This is a genomic window from Pseudofrankia coriaricola (assembly GCF_032027725.1).
In the GTDB taxonomy this organism is placed as follows: domain Bacteria; phylum Actinomycetota; class Actinomycetes; order Frankiales; family Frankiaceae; genus Pseudofrankia.
In genome coordinates this window covers 97,295-113,944 of sequence record NZ_JASNFO010000021.1, presented here as the reverse complement: position 1 = coordinate 113,944, position 16,650 = coordinate 97,295, and the positions used below count along the sequence as shown (strand labels likewise).

At 73.0% G+C, this 16,650-nt stretch carries 12 protein-coding genes; 7 read left to right on the top strand and 5 right to left on the bottom strand.

All coding sequences use genetic code 11. The features are described from left to right. The first annotated feature begins 2 nt into the window (after positions 1 to 2). On the top strand, positions 3 to 497 hold the full coding sequence (locus QOZ89_RS12940; RefSeq protein WP_071051742.1) for a ribose-5-phosphate isomerase: 495 nt from the start codon (positions 3 to 5) through the stop codon (positions 495 to 497). A gap of 1,104 nt (positions 498 to 1,601) precedes the next feature. Then, the gene (locus QOZ89_RS12935; RefSeq protein WP_241842100.1) at positions 1,602 to 2,489 is read left to right on the top strand and encodes a glycosyltransferase; all 888 of its coding nucleotides are present in this window, start codon (positions 1,602 to 1,604) and stop codon (positions 2,487 to 2,489) included. A 150-nt stretch (positions 2,490 to 2,639) separates the two neighbouring features. Here the strand turns inward: QOZ89_RS12935 and QOZ89_RS12930 are convergent, their stop codons facing one another. Further along, complete coding sequence (locus tag QOZ89_RS12930; RefSeq protein ID WP_397428730.1) at positions 2,640 to 4,223, bottom strand: glycosyltransferase family 4 protein; 1,584 nt, start codon at positions 4,221 to 4,223, stop codon at positions 2,640 to 2,642. A gap of 396 nt (positions 4,224 to 4,619) precedes the next feature. On the opposite strand from QOZ89_RS12930, the gene QOZ89_RS12925 reads away from it, so the two are divergent. Both QOZ89_RS12925 and QOZ89_RS12920 read left to right on the top strand, forming a co-directional pair. Continuing rightward, the gene (locus QOZ89_RS12925; RefSeq protein ID WP_241842101.1) at positions 4,620 to 6,203 is read left to right on the top strand and encodes an oligosaccharide flippase family protein; all 1,584 of its coding nucleotides are present in this window, start codon (positions 4,620 to 4,622) and stop codon (positions 6,201 to 6,203) included. 212 nt (positions 6,204 to 6,415) lie between these two features. After that, positions 6,416 to 7,618 carry a glycosyltransferase gene (locus QOZ89_RS12920; RefSeq protein ID WP_312623919.1) on the top strand — a complete coding sequence of 401 codons (1,203 nt, stop codon included), beginning with the start codon at positions 6,416 to 6,418 and terminating at the stop codon, positions 7,616 to 7,618. 58 nt (positions 7,619 to 7,676) lie between these two features. On the opposite strand, the gene QOZ89_RS12915 is transcribed toward QOZ89_RS12920, so the two are convergent. After that, complete coding sequence (locus QOZ89_RS12915; protein WP_312623883.1) at positions 7,677 to 8,462, bottom strand: ABC transporter permease subunit; 786 nt, start codon at positions 8,460 to 8,462, stop codon at positions 7,677 to 7,679. Continuing rightward, positions 8,463 to 9,836, bottom strand: a complete 1,374-nt coding sequence (locus QOZ89_RS12910; RefSeq protein ID WP_312623882.1) for an ABC transporter ATP-binding protein — start codon at positions 9,834 to 9,836, stop codon at positions 8,463 to 8,465. Between the two features lie 579 nt (positions 9,837 to 10,415). On the opposite strand from QOZ89_RS12910, the gene QOZ89_RS12905 reads away from it, so the two are divergent. The 3 genes from QOZ89_RS12905 (at position 10,416) to QOZ89_RS12895 (ending at position 14,125) form a co-directional block, all read left to right on the top strand. Next, positions 10,416 to 12,248, top strand: a complete 1,833-nt coding sequence (locus tag QOZ89_RS12905) for a PP2C family protein-serine/threonine phosphatase (RefSeq protein WP_312623881.1) — start codon at positions 10,416 to 10,418, stop codon at positions 12,246 to 12,248. A 74-nt stretch (positions 12,249 to 12,322) separates the two neighbouring features. Further along, positions 12,323 to 13,078 (top strand): DUF4230 domain-containing protein, encoded by a 756-nt coding sequence (locus tag QOZ89_RS12900; protein WP_071051746.1) that lies wholly within the window; start codon positions 12,323 to 12,325, stop codon positions 13,076 to 13,078. A 141-nt stretch (positions 13,079 to 13,219) separates the two neighbouring features. Next, on the top strand, positions 13,220 to 14,125 hold the full coding sequence (locus tag QOZ89_RS12895; RefSeq protein WP_312623880.1) for a crotonase/enoyl-CoA hydratase family protein: 906 nt from the start codon (positions 13,220 to 13,222) through the stop codon (positions 14,123 to 14,125). Positions 14,126 to 14,179: 54 nt separating this feature from the next. Here QOZ89_RS12895 and QOZ89_RS12890 read toward each other — a convergent pair whose 3' ends face one another. After that, positions 14,180 to 15,103 carry an exodeoxyribonuclease III gene (locus QOZ89_RS12890; protein WP_312623917.1) on the bottom strand — a complete coding sequence of 308 codons (924 nt, stop codon included), beginning with the start codon at positions 15,101 to 15,103 and terminating at the stop codon, positions 14,180 to 14,182. 336 nt (positions 15,104 to 15,439) lie between these two features. Continuing rightward, on the bottom strand, positions 15,440 to 16,621 hold the full coding sequence (locus QOZ89_RS12885) for a ferritin-like domain-containing protein (RefSeq protein WP_312623879.1): 1,182 nt from the start codon (positions 16,619 to 16,621) through the stop codon (positions 15,440 to 15,442). Positions 16,622 to 16,650 lie beyond the last annotated feature (29 nt).

Below are 16,650 nucleotides of genomic sequence, written 5' to 3'. Positions count from 1 at the left end.
TCGTGCGCGTCCATCTCGGTTCTGACCATGCCGGCTACCACCTGAAGACCGCCCTCATCGAGCGGCTGGCAGAGCTCGGCCACACCCCGGTAGACCACGGCCCAGGCGAGTACGACCCCGACGACGACTACCCCCCGTTCGTCATGGCCGCCGCCGCGGCCGTCGCCGCCGAGTCGGGCAGCCTCGGGATCGTCATCGGCGGATCCGGCAACGGCGAGGCCATCGCCGCCAACAAGGTCGCCGGGGCGCGCGCGGCACTCGCCTGGTCCGAGGAGACCGCGCGGCTCGGCCGCCAGCACAACGACGCGAACGTGCTCAGCCTGGGCGCGCGGATGCACGAGGTCGCCGAGGCGGTCGCCTTCGCCGAGGTGTTCCTGTCGACTCCGTTCTCCGACGAGGCGCGGCACACCCGCCGCCTGCGGATGCTGACCGCCTACGAGCGCACCGGCGAGCTCCCGCCCGTCCCTTCCGGCGCCCCCGTCCCGCCCGCGGTCTGACCGCGCCGGGCAGCCCAGCTCGGCGACGGCCGCCCGCTGGGCCGGGCGGGACTCGCCCGGTCGGCCGCTGTCCGGTCCCGGTCGGGCCCGGACCGGTCGGCGCCGGCCCGCGCCTGGAGCCGTTCGGCGATGACCCTCTCGGCCTGGGTGACGTCGTCCGCGTCCGGGCGGGCGACGTCACGGGCCCGCATGGCCGCGCTGAGGCTGAGCTTGCTGCGTCCGGCGCCGACGAGTCCGCGCAGTGCGCCGTCGGCGTCGTCGCCGGTCCGTCGTCCCCGCCCGCCTGCCGGCCACGTCCGACTCTCCCGCGGCGGCCCCGTGGGCTCGTCGCCACTGGGGGAGGGTGGCGGCGCTGGCCAGCGCCGTGACGCCCGAGCCCGTACCGGACGAGCCTCGGGCGGCGGCTTCCCGCCGTGGCCGCCCTCGTGACCTCCTTCGCGCGAGCCCTCGTGCCCAGCCTCGCGTGACCCATCGCGCCAGCCGTCCCGATCTCGGTCCCGCCCAAGGCCAGCCATGTTTCCTCCGTCCCCAGGCCGTCCGCGCCCGCCGGCCCCGCCGGGGGGGGGCCCGGGGCCGGCACCGGGGTGCCGGCCGCGCGGCCGGCAACGGGCGGCCGGCGACAGGAGAGTCCATTGTCCGGCGCGCCCGCCGATGAGGCGGCTGGTTCGCTCATGGAACCAGCTCATCGAAAGGCCACGTGTCGCCCAATCGTCACCCACCGTGGGGGCGACGGGGCGCCGTTGGTGGCCGGCCGCGATGGTGGGCGGCGCGCGGGTGTGCGTCCGGCGGCGCGCGCGGGCGGCGCGATCAGCCGTCGTGTCATGGGGATGTGCACGTTCTGTTGCTTTTTGTCTAGCAGTGGTTCGTGTTGGGTGTACTGCTCCGTAACGTCAATGTAGGTATCAACGTCCGGGCAACGGCGCGCCATCGGTAACTTGTCTGCCGAGTTGGCGGCGGATGGGTGAGTAAAGTTCCACGATGTCGGACTCGTCCCTGGACGATGCTTTTCGACACATCAGCCCGAAGATGCTATTCGCGCAACGGCCGGCAGGCGCCTGTCGCGAAGTCGGCGCAGCGTGGGGTGGGACTTTGGACTGGGTGCCCGTGAGCGTGGTCATCCCGGCGTTCAACGAGGCCCGCCGGCTCCCCTGGTCGCTCCCCGTCCTCTCGGACGTCCTACGCCGGTTTCCCGGCGCCGAGCTGATCGTCGTCGACGACGGCAGCACCGACGACACCGCCCGGATAGCCGGCGAACTGCTGCGCGACGTACCGAACAGCCGGGTGATCAGACTCCCGTGGAACAACGGGAAGGGCGCCGCGGTCCGGGTCGGCGTGGCCGCCGCCATCGGCGAGGCGATCGTGTTCATGGACGCCGACCTGGCCTCCGACGTCTCCGACCTGCCGCTGCTGCTGGCGGAGCTGGAGCATGCCGAGGTCGTGCTCGGCTCGCGCCGGCTCGGCCGGGGCGCGGACCGCGCCGCCTCGCGCCGCCTGGGCAGCTGGGCGTTCAACCAGCTCACCCGCTCGCTGGTCTCCCTCGACCTTGCCGACACCCAGTGCGGCTTCAAGGCGTTCCGCCACGCCGAGGCAAAGGTCCTCTTCGGCCTGTCGCAGGTAAACGGATTCGGCTTCGACGTCGAGGTGCTCAGCCTCGCGCGATCGCTCGGCTACCGGATCGCCGAGATCCCGGTTCGCTGGTCGGAGGAGCCGGGGGGGACGTTCCGGGTCGTCCGGCACACCCCGGCGATGCTGGCCGAGCTCGCGCGGGCACGCCGCCATGCCCACCGGGCCGTGCCAGGAGGGCCGGTGACACCCAGCGCGTGGCCGAGCCGGGGCCGCGACGTCGCCGGGCCGCCGAAGCCGGCCACGGACCCGTCGCCGGCGAGCCCGCCCGCGGCGCAGGCCGGAAGCCCGCCGTCGGCCGCGCCGACGCAGGTTCCGGCTCTGCCCCAGGAAGTGCCCCAGGAAGCCGGTCGCATCCGCGGCTTGTAACGCGGCGACGAGCGGGACGGCGGGGCGTCGGCGGTACGGTCCCGGCCGCCCGCCCCGGGCCTGCCGCCGGTCTGAGCGCGTGGCGCCGCCGGCGGCGCCCGCCGGACATCTCCTGGCTGTGACACGGGCCCCTGGCCGTGCGCGGGTCGGTCAGCGGTCAGCGGCGATGTTGGGGGACGCGGCGCTCTCCCAGCCGGCGTCCATGGGGTGCGCGTCAGCGTCGGAGGACCAGGCCCGGCCGGTGGCGAGGAGCAGGTCGGTGCCGGTGGCGGGGCGCAGGCGCGCGGTGTGGCCGGGGACGCCAGCCCGGGCGAGCGCCGCGCGGGCCTGGGCCGGCGACGCGCCGTAGAGGAGCGCCACCGCGCCGTCGGCTGGGGGCTCGCCTCCGTCCGCGAGGCTCGTCCGGTAGACGAGGTCCGTCCGGCGCAGCCGCGGCGGCGGCTCGTCGCGCCCCAATGGGAACCGGACGAGAGTGACGGCGTTGTCGGGCCGACGCCGGTCGCGCCGGCCAGCGCGGGCGAGCTCGGCGTCGAGGACCGTCGCGAGGAGCGCGGCGGTCGCCTCCCAGCGGAACCCGGCCGCCCACCGGCGCGCGCCGGTGCGCAGCGCGGCCGCGCGGGCCGGGTCGCGCAGCTCGGCGAGCGCCAGATCGACGGTCTCGGCAAGCCTCGCGGGCGTGTCGAGCAACCAGCCGGTCTCGCCGTCGCGGACCGCGTCCCGCAGCCCCGGCACCCGGAAGGCGACCGCCGGGACCCCCAGCGCGTTCGCCTCCAGCACGGACAGTCCCCAGCCCTCGCCGTGCGACGGGTTGACCGTCAGCCAGGCGCTGGCCAGCAGCGTGTCGCGGGTCGCCGCGTCGGTGTGGCCATGCCAGCGGAGAACCGCGCCGCTGTCCGGGCCGCCCTGGTCCAGACCGAGCTCGCCGGCGCGCGCGGTCAGCCGTTCCCGGTCAGGGCCGTCACCGACGAGGTGCACCACCAGGCCGGGATGGCTCGCGGCCAGGGTGGGGATCGCCTCGAGCAGCAGGTGCAGCCGCTTGTGCGGGACCAGGCGGCCGACGCAGACGACCGTCGGGCTCGCCGCCTGGCCGGTGTCGGTGTCGGTGGGGACGATCGCCGGGGTCACCCCGTTGGGGACGAGGAAGCGCGGCCCGGGCAGGCCCAGCACGGTTCGTGCCTCGTCCCGCGTCGACGGGGACACGGCCGCGACCGGGCGGCGCCGGTAGACCCAGCGGCTGCCCGGCGCCTCCAGCAGCTGGCCCACCCGGGCGACCGGGCCGGGGAAGAACAGCGGGAACTGCTTCTGGTGCACGTGGTGGAGCACCTGCACCACCGGGGTGGCCGCGGGCAGCACCAGCGGGCTGAAGAACGGGATCCCGTTCTGGCAGTCGACCACCGCGTCGACGCCGCGTGGTGACCTGGCGAGCCGGGCCAGCCGGCGAAGCACCGACGGGTAGACGCCGAACGCGCCGCCGCCGCGGTGGACCATGACGCCGTCCGTGTCGGCCAGGGCCGGCAGCCCCGGCGGCCGGGCCGTGAGCAGTGTGACCTTCACGCCGGCGGCCGCGAACCGCGCGGCGACCGACTGGCAGAAAAGCTCGGCGCCGCCCGCCTGGGGATGCTCCAGATCCCGCCAGTTCAGGAAGACCACGTGCCGGCCGGCCAGCCGGCCGACCGCGCGCGCCGCGATGTCAGCGTGTGGCTGCTCGCCGGGCGCGTAGGCAGGGGTGCCCACAGGTGGTCCGTCCTTCCTCGTCGGCCGCCCATGGCCGGACCCACCGTCACGCGGCCCGCGCCGGACAACCTGGACATCCACGACTCTAAGAGGTCAGGCCACACCGCCGGGCGCAGCCCCGCCCCGACGAGGCCTCAGCGCAACCCAGCCACCGCTAGTGACAGCGCATTGGCGCAATGCCAAAGCGACCACGTCCTGACCTCGGCCCAGAGCAGCCCCGTCCATACGCATCAGCCCCGGAACCAGGTGGGGAGGGCGCTCAGCGCCCGACACGGGGCGAGCGCGTCCAGCGCCTCGCCCCGGCGGAAGGTTCCCAAGGCTCAGTCATACGATTGCGCGGGTCTTGGGCCGACATGGCCGGCCGGAGACCGTTACCCGGCGTAGTGGGAGAGGGCGATGGCGCTGGTGGTTCGGCGGGACCTCGTCGCCGAGCTGTTGCGTGGTCCGGCGGCCCTTGCCATCGCCGGCGTCCTGACCAATGGCTTCAACCTGATCATGAACCTGGTGCTCGCCCGGGCGCTTGATCCGGCCGGGTACGGCGCCTTCGGGGTTCAGACCAACATTTTCATGATCCTTTCGGTTGTCGGCACGGCGGTGCTGACGGCGACCGTGCACCGCGAGTCGGCCCAGATCGGCGACACCCGCCGTGAGCGGCGTGCCTGGATCCGCCAGCTACGCAACGTCACCTGGGTCGCGATCCTGGTCGCCTCGCTCCTCTCGCTCGCGTTGTGCAAGCCGATCGCGGTGGTGCTGTCCTACCCGCACCCGTTCGCGATCGCCGAGGCGGCCGTCGCCGCCGCGATCTGGGTGGCGCTCTGTGTCGAGCGTGGCCTCCTGCAGGCCAGGGGCAACTACCCGGCGCTGGCGCGCAACCTGGTCTTCGAGTCGGGCTTCCGGATCACCTGCGTCGTCGTCCTCGTCTCGGCCGGCCTCGGCGTGAACGGCGCCGGTCTCGCCCTCGCTCTCGGCTGCCTCGCCGGCGGCGAGCACGCCCGCCACGCGGTCGCGCGCACGCCGTCGCTGATCCGCCGCGCCTTGGGCACCCGGCTGAGCGAGCGGACCGAGGGCGTCACGCCCACGGCGACGGGGCCGATCCCGATCGTGCCGGTGGCGGCGTCGCCCCGGCGTACCAGGGACAGCCTGATCGCCGAGTCGTCGGTCGCGCTGGCCACGCTGGTGCCGCTCGCGTTGCTGCAGAACATGGACGTCGTCATCGTCGGCTGGCGCAACCCGAGCGGCGTCGGCGGCTACGCGGCGATCTCCACGGCCTGCAAGGTGCCGGTGTTCATCGGTCTGGCGGTGGCCAACTTCCTGCTGCCGGAGGCCGCCCGCCGGCGCAGAGAGGGCCTGCCGGCCGGGCGGGCGCTCGCGATGGCGCTGGTGTTCGTGGTGACGCCAGGGCTGTTCCTGGCTGCCGTCGGCGCGGTCGCCGGCCGCCAGATGCTCTCTCTGGTGTTCGGTCCCGACCTCGCGGTGGCGGCGCCCTCGCTGTGGGTGCTGGCGATCGCGATGACGTGCCTCGCGGCCACCCTGATGTTCGCCACCTACCTGCTTGGCGCCGGCTACCGGAAGATCGTCTGGGCGCTGACCTGCTGCACCCCGCTGACCGCGGTCGTGCTCACGCTCGCGGGTGGCATGGTGATGCGGACGGCCCTGGCGGGTCTCGCCTGCCAGGCGTTCACGGCCACCGTCGCCGGCGCGCTCGTGTACCGGCTGCACAGCCACCACCTCGCCCCCGCCACGGCCGCCCACCATGTCGGTACCGACGGGGTGGGCAGGGGAGCGGAGGCCGCTCCCGTGGAGGCCGCTTCCGCGGACGCCGCCTCAACAGAAGCCGGCTCTCGCTCCGCGTCGGTAACGGGCACGACGGACGTACCGGGCCTGACCGGGGCGAACGAGCCATTTGATGCGTCAGCGGCACAGACCCGGCATAATCTGACGGGTCACGAGCGGCCCTCGCCGAGTGTGACGGCGAACTGACTCGTCGGGACCGCGGTCCTTGGCGGCAGTAGCCAGAGATGGTCACGGTAAGTACAGCCCACAGGGACCTGAACGCAAAAAGTAACACAAAGTTACTAGGCCTAAAGAGTGCGCGTCCGTGGACGAATGGCTACAGTACTGACACGCTTGACACTCTATGTCGTAGATGTATGTCTGTTCAGCGGCCGGAAGCTGGCGCCCGACGGCCCAACATGCCCTGTTGTTCATCTATTGACGCGGCGGGGGTTTTGATGGGCAAGGTCTCTTTAAGTGTTGTTATCCCGGCTTTCAATGAGGCCCACCGGCTTCCGTCGTCCCTTCCCGTCCTTTCGGATGCCCTGCGTGCCCTTTCGCTCGACGACGCCGAGGTGATCGTCGTTGACGACGGCAGTGTCGACGACACCGCCGAGATAGCCGCGGAACTGCTGCGCGACCTGGCGAAAGGCCGTGTCATCAGCCTGCCGAGCAACAATGGGAAGGGCGCCGCGGTGCGGGCCGGAGTCGCCGCCGCCACGGGCGAAGCGATCGTGTTCATGGACGCCGACCTGGCCTCCGACGTCTCCGAGCTGCCGGCGCTGCTGGCGGCGCTCCAGGACGCCGAGGTGGCGCTCGGGTCGCGCCGGCTGGGCCACGGCGTCGACCGCGCCGTCACCCGTCGCGTGGGCAGCTGGGCGTTCCACGGGATCTCCCGACTGCTGGTTCCGCTCGGCCTCGCTGACACCCAGTGCGGCTTCAAGGCTTTCCGGCACGCCGAGGCGAAGATCCTCTTCGACCGGTCCGAGGCCACCGGCTTCGGTTTCGACGTCGAGGTGCTCGCCATCGCCCGGTCGCTGGACTACCGGATCGCTGAGGTTCCGGTGCGCTGGATCGAGAAGCCGGACGGGACGTTCCGCGCCGGGCGGCACACTCCAGCGATGCTCGTCGACCTGCTCAGGGCCCGCCGGCATATCACCCGGGCAGGCCAGCGGGCGCGTGTCGCCGGGCTCGTGCCCGCCGGGCCGCCGCGTGGCGGAGGCAACGGCCAGGCAGGGGGCGGCCATAGCGGCCCGGGCCCCGCTGGCCTTGGCAGGGCCGGCCGGCCAGCAGTCACCCCGTCGGCGGCTTCGGCGGAGCCGAGACGCCCTGACCGGGTCCCGATCCGGCCGGTGTCACCGGCGCCACCGGCGTGGCTGCGGGCCGGGGGGAGGTCTGTGCTGCCCTGCTCGCCCACCCCGCACGCGGATTCAGCCAGGCCGAGGCGCCTTGACCGGGCACCGGCATGGCCGGCCTCGTCGACCTCACCGGCCTCGGCTACGGCGGCCGCACCGGTTTCGTCGGCCTCACCGGCGTCGCAGGCGTGGCTGCGGGCCGGGGCGAGGTCCGCGCTGCCGCGCTCGCCAACGATGCGGCCGGCCGGCCCGGCCAGGCACCGATGAGGCCGGGCCGGCCGGGCTGGCCGGCAGCCCGCGGCGTGCCGCGCCGCGGGCCACACGGTCAGGACGTCATGTCGCGGTAGCGGAAGAGGAGGGCCGTGATGAGCGCGGCCACGAGGCCGTACAGCAGAATGCGCAGGCCGGCGTCGGCGTAGGTGGTCGGGTAGCCGTGGCCGCCGTTGGCGATGTTCTGCAGCAGCTGGCCGGGCAGCCAGTGGCCGGCGGTCCCCCAGATGCCCGTGACGATGATCTCCACCGGCAGCACGTACGCGAGCCCGACCGAGATTGCCGCCGCCGGAGACCTGAACACGATGGCGGCCAGCGCGCCGAGCACCCCGTATCCCCAGGCGTTGAGCAGGTTGTTGGCGATCCCCTTGCCTAGCTCGCGCATCCCCGCCGCCGACGTCCAGGCGTCCGTCGGCACGCCCTTGATCGGCGCGAGGACGAACGACAGCGCGACGCTGACGGCCGCCGCCGCGAGCACGACGAGCGTGATGAACGACGCGAGCGCCAGGCATTTGCCCGCGAGCAGCTGTAGACGGTGCGGCTGGGCCATGAGCTGGTTGCGCAGGGTGCCCCGGCTGTAGTCGCCCGCGAGCGCCGCGGCGACCACGCACAGCCCGACAACGCCGAGCAGGATGCTGATCGCGTTCAGCCCGTCGACGATGCCGGTGGGCCGAGCCAGGGAGCTGGTGTGCGGGTAGTCGCCGTAGAACTCGCGCCCACCGGTGGCCATGAAGGTCAGCACGGCGCCCAGGGCGGCGACGGCCGCCGTCGCGCTGAACGTGCCGACGACGAACCGTCGACGCCGCAGCGGGAGCCACTCGGCGAGGAATGCCCGGGCCATCTATAGACCTCCCCGATGCCGGCCCGACCCGGTCTGGGAGGTCGGGGACGAGCGCGTACGGCCGGCGTCGGCCCCCTGACCGGGCTCGGCCGGGTAGACGTCCGGCGCGGCGGTCTCGGCCGCGGCGGTCTCGGCCGCCGGTGCCGCGGCCCAGCGGCCCCTGACCGTCTGGACGCTGGGCAGCGGGTCGCTGGACAGGACGTCGCCGTCGGTGCCGCCGGTGGCGCGCAGGAACGTCTCCTCCAGGTTCGGCCGGTGGGTGCGCAGGCCGCGCAGCGCGATGCCGGCCCGCATCGCGGCCCGGTTCAGGTCGGCCGCCATCCGCTCCGGCGCGTGCGCGACGACGACGACGCGCTGGTCGCACGAGTGCGCCGCGACTGTCGGCGGCCCGTCGAGGCGGATCTCCGCCCGCACGCCGTCGTCGGCGAGCACGGTGAGCAGCCGGCGCGCGTCGGCGCAGCGCTCGGGGGTGAGCAGGATCCGTGGGTCCCCGGCGGCCAGCAGCTCGCTGGTGCGGCCCTGGAACAGCAGTCGCCCACCGCGGATCATCACCACGTGGTCGCAGATCTGCTCGACCTCGGAAAGCAGGTGGCTGGAGACGAACACGGTCATCCCGCCGTCGGCGAGCTCACGCAGCAGCGCGCGGATCTCCCGGATACCCGCCGGGTCCAGCCCGTTCGTCGGCTCGTCAAGGATCAGCAGCTCCGGCTTTGACAGCAGCGCGGCGGCGATGCCGAGGCGCTGCTTCATGCCGAGCGAGTAGCTGGCGAACGGGTCGCCCGCCCGGCCCGTGAGCCGGACCATCCGCAGCACCTCGTAGATCCGGTGGTTGTCGACGCCGCGCAGCACCGCCAGCTGCCGCAGGTTCTCCCGGCCGGACAGCCCCGGGTGGAAGGTCGGCCCCTCGATCATCGCGCCGACGTGGCTGAGGTAGCGCTCCGGGTGGCTTACCGGCTCTCCGAGGACATAGCCGACGCCTTCGGTCGGGCGGACCAGCCCGAGCAGCATCCGCAGCGTCGTCGACTTGCCCGCGCCGTTGGGCCCGACGAACCCGGACAGGGCGCCCACCGGTACGTCGAGGTCGAGGCGGTCCACGGAGCGGCGATGGTCATGCAGCTTGGTGAGCCCGCGGGTCCAGATCGCCGCGTCCGGGCGCCGGCCGAGGCCGGCATGCGGGTCGCGGTGTGGGTCGCGGTGCGGCAGGTGCGGGTGGGGGAGATGCGGGTGGGGCAGGCGGGCATGCCCGTGCAGCGGGTGCGGCAGCCGCAGGTTGGGCAGGTTCGGGAACACCGACGTGCTCGGCTCCCTGATCACGGCGGGGCGGGTCTCGCCGCGCCCGCGCCGGCCCGCCCGTCCCCGCTCGCCCGACGTCATCCGGTGGTTCCTCCCGCAAGGCAGATCACGACTGTGCGCGCGAGGTATCCGTCACGTAACGGCGCGTGCGTCCTAGCGCAGGCCTACCCGCTCTGGTGTTGGCCGTACCGGGCGAGCACCCCGGCTCCGGTCTCGGGCCGCGCGGTAGCCCGGCGTCGGCCCGCCTCGCGCCGAGACGGACGCATACCGCGTAGTGACCGCGCGTCACCAGTGTCGACCGGCCATGTCTGCTTCCGAGCCGCTGGGCGACAATGGCCCACAATGTGTAGTCCCGGAGGGAGGCGCTCCGGTTCCGTCCGCCACTAGCTCCGACACGCCGGGTTGTGCGATGCCGGGAACCTCCCTCAGACAGCGGGACCGGCGGCTCACGCGGCCCGCCAGGTCGGCTTGGCCCGCCGCGGCCGGATCGGGCGAGCACGGTTGGCGGGCGGGCGCGCGAACAGACGAATGAGAGCGTGGGCGGGGAGAGCCGCCCGGGCTGGGATGGCGCCCACCGGGTGGCGGAAGATCCCCGTGGGGCGAGGTCGGGTCGAAGGAGCGCCGGGGTGATGTCGGCGCCGTGGATGCCAGGGAGTGATCGTGGGCGGATCGGCGGGGCTGCGCCACGGCATCCGCGTGCTGGTCGGGCTCGCCGTCGTCGCGGTCATCGCGACGATGATCCTCGCCGTCTACTCGTCGGTCCGGGCGAACGACGCCGCGGCGGAGCGCGCGAACCGGCTCGACCCGGCCGCGACCGTCACCGCCCAGCTCTACACGGCGTTCGTCGACCAGCGGAGCGCACTGCGTGGCTACCTCATCTCCGCCGGCGCGAACGACCAGCTGCTCGACCCCTTTCGCGACGCGGAGACGAACATCCCCCTCCTGACCGTCCGGATGCGTAGCCTGGTCGCCGACTTCCCCGACCTGCTCACCCGGGTTGACACGCTGAGCCGCACGTACCAGACCTGGCGGGACGGCGTCGTCCAGTCGGAGCTCGACGAGGCGGCCGGCGGCAACGCGCTGGCCGCGCAGCTCCTCGAGATCAGCGACGTCAGCCTGCAGCGTTTCCGGGACCTGCGCACGGCCAACGAGGGCCTCACGAAGGCCATCGCGGACGAGCAGTCCGCGGCGACCGGCCGGGTGAAGAACTCGGCGGACCTGCTGCTCACCTCGGTCGGCACCGTCGTCGCCGTGCTGCTGGCGATGTCGCTGCTCATGCTCGTCCTTTCCCGGCGCTGGCTCATCCTCCCGATCAACGAGCTGCGCCGGGCGGTGAACGCCGTCGCCGCCGGTCGCCACGACACCACGATTCCCGCCGTCGGCCCGCGCGAGATCGTCGACCTCGCCGGCAACGTCGAGGCGATGCGCGCCCAGCTGGTGAGCCTGGTCCGTCAGAACGAGCGTTCCTGGGAGGCGCTCGCCCAGGAGGGCCCTGCGGTGATGGCGCTGCGGGACGCGCTGACCCCGTCGTCGCTGCGCGACACGGCGGGGCTGGAGCTGTTGGGCCGGGTCGACCCGGCCGAGGGCGCGCTCGCGGGCGACTGGTTCGACGCCATCGAGATGCCCGACGGCCGGGTCGCGATCGTCGTCGGCGACGTCGCCGGGCACGGCGCGGCCTCCGGCGTCTTCGCGTTGCGGCTCAAGCAGCTGCTCACGGCGTCGCTGTCGCGTGGCTCCGAGCCCGCGACGGCTGTGCAGTGGGTGGTCGAGGCGCTCGGCGACACCGACGAGACGTTCGCGACCGTGCTGATCGCGCTCATCGACCCAGTGGACGGCGAGGTCATCTACGCCAACGCCGGCCACCCGGACGCGCTTGTGCTGCGCGCGGGCAGGTCCACCGCGGCCGGCGCCGGCGCGCGGACGCGCGCCCGTGCCGCCGCCGGCTATCGGGCCGGCTATCTGGGCGGGCGCGACGACTTCGACGAGATCGACGAGATCGAGGACCTTGACGACCTGGACAGGCTCGAGGACCTGGACGACCTTGACAAGCTGGACGACGGGGACGGCCTCGGCGACGTCAACGACCTCGTCGGGCTCGACCGTCTCGATGATCTCGACGACCCGGAGGGCCTGGACCGGCTGGCCGGGCTGGGCCTGGTGGAGCCGTTGGAGTCGACCGGGCCGCTGATGTCCAGCCTGGTCGCCGAGCCGGGGGCCTGGCGCACCGGTCGGCTTCGCCTGCGCCATGGCGACGTTCTGTTCGTCTATACCGACGGCCTCGTCGAGGCGCGTGACGACGGTGGCCGGCTGTTCGGCCGCCACCGGCTCGTCGGCGAGCTGATCCGCGTCTCCGGACGCTCGCCCGACCGGCTGCTCGACGATGTGTTCGCGGCCGTGCGCAGCCACGCCCCCGGCCGCCCCAGCGACGACCGCACCGCCATCGCCCTCTCGCTGAGCCCGGCCGCTCCGGGAGCCCGCCGAGCCCGGACATAGTGGCCTGGCCTCGTCATATGTCCTGAGGACGACGAACCTGCGTGATGGCAAGGTTTTTGGGTAGATCCCTGACCATGAGCGACGAGTCCGGTCGGTCGACCAAGTCGACCGACACTTTGCCTCCCACCACCCCCGACGGAGCCGCCGCGTCCCGCCGCGGTGGCCGGAGCGCGCGGCTGCCCTCCCTCGGCGGCCTGATCAGACTCGTGGCGTTGCTGGTCGTCCTGGCGGTACTCGCCGGCGCGGTCAGCTTCGTCGCCGGCTGGCGGCCGTCGTTCCTCCACAACCCGTTCAGTGAGAAGAAGGTCGACCGTAGCTCCCCGGCGGTGCTGCGGTCGCTGGAGAACATCAGCGACTACCACGCGGCGAGCGCCCACCTCGAGGTGGTCGTCGACGTCGAGGACGACACGAAGTGGATCCCGTCCTCGCTCAAGGGCGAGCGGGTGCTCTTCGTCGGCGTCGGCACCGTCGACTCGGTGGTCAGCTTCTCCGGCCTCGACGGCAAGCGGGTCACTGTCGACGAGGCGACCAAGTCCGTGACCATCAAGCTGCCAGCGCCGACGCTCGGCAAGGCGAACCTCGACCTGAAGCGCAGCTACGTCGTCGCCCGCCAGCGCGGCGTGCTCGACCGGGTCGGGGGCCTGTTCGGCGGTCAGAGCACCGATCAGGACCTCTACGTCAGGGCGACCCAGCAGATGCAGGCGGCCGCGGCCACAGACGGCCAGGTGATCGCGTTGGGCAAGCAGAACACGACTGCGATGCTGCGCGGCCTGCTCGGCGCACTGGGCTACACCAACATCACCGTCACCTTCGAGGAGGACAAGAAGTGAGGTAGGGCGGAACGCTCCGCCTCGACAAGGGCCCGGGCGCGCGCGACGCGCCCGGGCCCGCGCGCGTCCGGCGCCGGGTATGCGACGGTAGGCGGCGGGCCGGGGACTGCCAGGACACTCAGGGACAGTGGAGGCGCCGCGATGACGACGACGGACCACGGCGAGGCCGCCGGCCAGACGGGGCCGGCCGCGGAGCTGGTCGACTATGGGTTCTCGCCGGGGCTCAAGGCGCTGCGGGTCCAGCGCCGCGGCGATGACGGGCGGGTCGTCCAGGTGACGATGCTCGGCCCGGGCAAGGGCAACGCGATGGGGCCGGACTTCTTCCGCGAGCTCCCCGAGGTCTTCGCGGCGCTGGACGGGGATGACTCGGTGCGCGCCGTCGTCATCGCCGGCTCCGGCGCGCACTTCTGCTACGGGCTGGACCTGACCGCGATGCTCGGTGGGCTCACCGCGGGCGGCGCGGACGACGGCGGCCTCGCCGGGGCCCGCACGGCGATGCTCGAGAAGGTCCGCTCCCTGCAGCGCGCCCTCGACGCGGTGGCCGGGTGCCGCAAGCCGGTCGCCGCGGCCATCTGGGGCTGGTGCATCGGCGGCGGCGTCGACCTCGTCGCCGCCTGCGACGTCCGCTACGCGAGTGCCGACGCCCGGTTCAGCGTCCGGGAGGTGAAGGTGGCGATCGTGGCCGACCTCGGCAGCCTCCAGCGGCTCCCGGCGATCATCGGCGACGGCCACCTGCGCGAGCTCGCGCTCACCGGCAAGGACATCGACGCCCGGCGCGCCGAGAAGATCGGCCTGGTCAACGACGTCCTGCCCGACCAGGCGGCGGTCTTCGCCGCCGCGCACGCCTTCGCCGACGAGGCCGCCGCCAATCCGCCGCTGGTCGTCCAGGGAGTCAAGGAGATCCTCGACGTGGCCCGTGGCCCGGCGGTGGCTGCCGGGCTGCGCTACGTCTCGGCGTGGAACGCCGCCTTCCTGCCGTCCCACGACCTGAACGAGGCCGTCACCGCGTTCGTCGAGCGCCGCCCGCCTCGCTACCAGGGCCGCTGACTCCGCCGCGACCGTCCCGGTGCCGGGCGGGCGGCTCGTCGCCGCCTCGCCGGGCTACTCGGTCGAGGCGGGTGGCTTGGGAGTGGAGGTGCGGCGGATCGTGGCGGCGGCGCGGCCTCGCTGCGCGCCGCCGCCCGACGAGCTCCTGGCCGACGGCGGCGGGACCATCGGGCCGACGTCGCCGTCCGGGGCCGTGTCGAGGTCGACGACGACCGGGGCGTGGTCGGAGGTGCCGGTGCCCTTGCGGGCCGCCCGGTCGACCCATACGGCGGCGACCCGTTTCGCGAGGTCGGCGCTCGCCAGCGTCAGGTCGATGCGCATGCCCATGTTCTTCGGGAAGCACAGCGCCCGGTAGTCCCAGTAGGTGTAGACCACGTCGTCCGGCCAGCGGGTTCGCAGCACGTCTACCAGGCCGACCTCGGTCACCGCCCGCAGCGCGGCTCGCTCCGGCTCCGTGACGTGGGTGGCGCCGACGAAGTCGGCGGGATCCCAGACGTCGGCGTCGGTGGGGGCGATGTTGAAATCGCCGCAGGCCATCGTCGGCCGGTGCGGCGCCGCCTCGGCGAGCACACCGCGCAGCGCGGCGAGCCATTCGAGCTTGTAGGCGTAGTGCGGGTCCTCAGGCGTACGGCCGTTGGGGATATAGAGCGACCAGATCCGGATGCCACCGCAGGTCGCGGCGACGGCCCGCGGCTCGTGTGTGCCCGCGGGGAAGCCCGGGTCGCCGGGCAGGCCGCGCTCGACGTCGTCGAGGCCCTCCCGGGACAGCAGCGCCACCCCGTTCCAACGGCCGTCGCCGTGGTGGGCGTAGCGGTAGCCCCGGCGGAAGAGGTCCTCGTCGAAGGCCTCGGCGAACGACTGGTCGTCGAGCTTGGTCTCCTGCAGGCACACCACGTCGGGCTGAGCACGGTCGAGCCATTCGATCAGCCGCGCCTGCCGGGCCTTGGCCGAGTTGATGTTCCACGTCGCGATCCGCACATCGAAGACGTTAGTCCCCCCGTCCGACAAGCCACGTGATCCTCCCGCCCCCGCCTCCGGCGGATGGGGCGGGGACAGGAGGGGGCTCGTCAGACCTTGGCCCGGCAGCCGGCAGCCAGTAGTCAGCCGCCGGGCCAGGTCGGCCGACAGACATCCCATGGGCTCGGATGTCCAGCCACAGCTGGTGACGGCGCATCGGCGCAATATCTACCCAGCCACCTCGTCAGCCCGGTCCCAGCCATACCACCGCCATCTGCCAGGGCCCGGAACCACGCGGGGAGGGCGCCCAGCGCCCGACACGGGGCGAGCGCGTCCAGCGCCTCGCCCCGGCAGGTGTCAGGAGGCCGCGCTCTTGGGGACGGCCGGCAGAGCGTCGGCTATCTCGGTGGGAACGGCCGTGCCGTCCGCGGCGGCGATGGTGGCGGCGACCTCGGCGCGGCGGCTGGCGAGCTCGGACCGCTCCCGTGCCGCGGCCTGCCGGCGCTCGTCGTCAAGGTCGTCGGCGATGCGCTCGTCCGCGGCCATCAGCGCGCCGAGATCGACGTTCACCATGTCCAGGACGCCAAGCTTCGTATAGGCGTCGCGAATGGTCGGGCCCCAGAGGCCGATGTCCTTCATACACGGCACGATCCGGCTGAAAAGCAGCGTCTGGAACGTCCTGAAGTAATCGGAGTTCTTGACCAGCTCGGTGCTTTCGGCGAGGTCCAGCCCGACGTTCTCCCAGACCTCGGCGCCGTTGAGCCGCTCGTACATCAGGAAACAGCCTTCGGCGGCGAACTGTTCACGCTCGGCCCGCTCGGCGTCGGTGAGCTCCTTGTAGTAGTCGCGCAGCGCGAGCCGGCCGAACGCGACGTGGCGGGCCTCATCCTGCATGACGTAGGCCAGTATCTGCTTGGGCAGCGGGAGCGGCGTCATGTCGCGCAGCAGGCCGAACGCGGCCAACGCCAGCCCCTCGATGAGCACCTGCATGCCCAGGTAGGGAATGTCCCAACGGCTGTCGGACAGCGTCTGGTCGAGCAGCAGCCTCAGATGCTCGTTGATCGGGTAGATCAGGCTGAGCTTCTCATGCAGGAACCGCGAATAGACCTCGACGTGGCGGGACTCGTCGATGGTCTGCGTCGTCGCGTAGAACTTCGCGTCCATATCCGGGACCGACTCGACGATCCGGGCGCTGCAGACCATCGCCCCCTGCTCGCCGTGCAGGAACTGGCTGAACTGCCAGGACGCCAGATGGTGGCGCAGCTCGTCCCGGTTCGCGTCCGACATCTTGTCCCACGCCGGGGTGCCGTAGATCGCGACCGCCTCATCGGGCAGCCCGAGTGGCCGGCCGTAGGGCACCTGGAGCGACCAGTCGATCCGGGTGCCCGCGTCCCACTGCTTGTCCTTGCCCTTCTGGTACAGGGCGAGCAGCCGCTCGCGGCCCTCGTCGTACTCCCAGCTGAACCGGGCTGCCCCGGAGGCCGGGACGTCCCAGGTCGCGCGTTCGACGGGCTCGACGTACCGCGGGTAGGTGGACATGACGTTCAGCCCCCTCTCCCGGCCCACCG

Excerpts from the sequence above, each read along its gene's own strand:
- QOZ89_RS12925 (WP_241842101.1), top strand. The coding sequence starts at position 4,620 with ATGGCGCTGGTGGTTCGGCGGGACCTCGTCGCCGAGCTGTTGCGTGGT.
- QOZ89_RS12920 (WP_312623919.1), top strand. The coding sequence starts at position 6,416 with ATGCCCTGTTGTTCATCTATTGACGCGGCGGGGGTTTTGATGGGCAAG.
- QOZ89_RS12915 (WP_312623883.1), bottom strand. The coding sequence starts at position 8,462 with ATGGCCCGGGCATTCCTCGCCGAGTGGCTCCCGCTGCGGCGTCGACGG.
- QOZ89_RS12910 (WP_312623882.1), bottom strand. The coding sequence starts at position 9,836 with ATGACGTCGGGCGAGCGGGGACGGGCGGGCCGGCGCGGGCGCGGCGAG.
- QOZ89_RS12900 (WP_071051746.1), top strand. The coding sequence starts at position 12,323 with ATGAGCGACGAGTCCGGTCGGTCGACCAAGTCGACCGACACTTTGCCT.
- QOZ89_RS12895 (WP_312623880.1), top strand. The coding sequence starts at position 13,220 with ATGACGACGACGGACCACGGCGAGGCCGCCGGCCAGACGGGGCCGGCC.
- QOZ89_RS12885 (WP_312623879.1), bottom strand. The coding sequence starts at position 16,621 with ATGTCCACCTACCCGCGGTACGTCGAGCCCGTCGAACGCGCGACCTGG.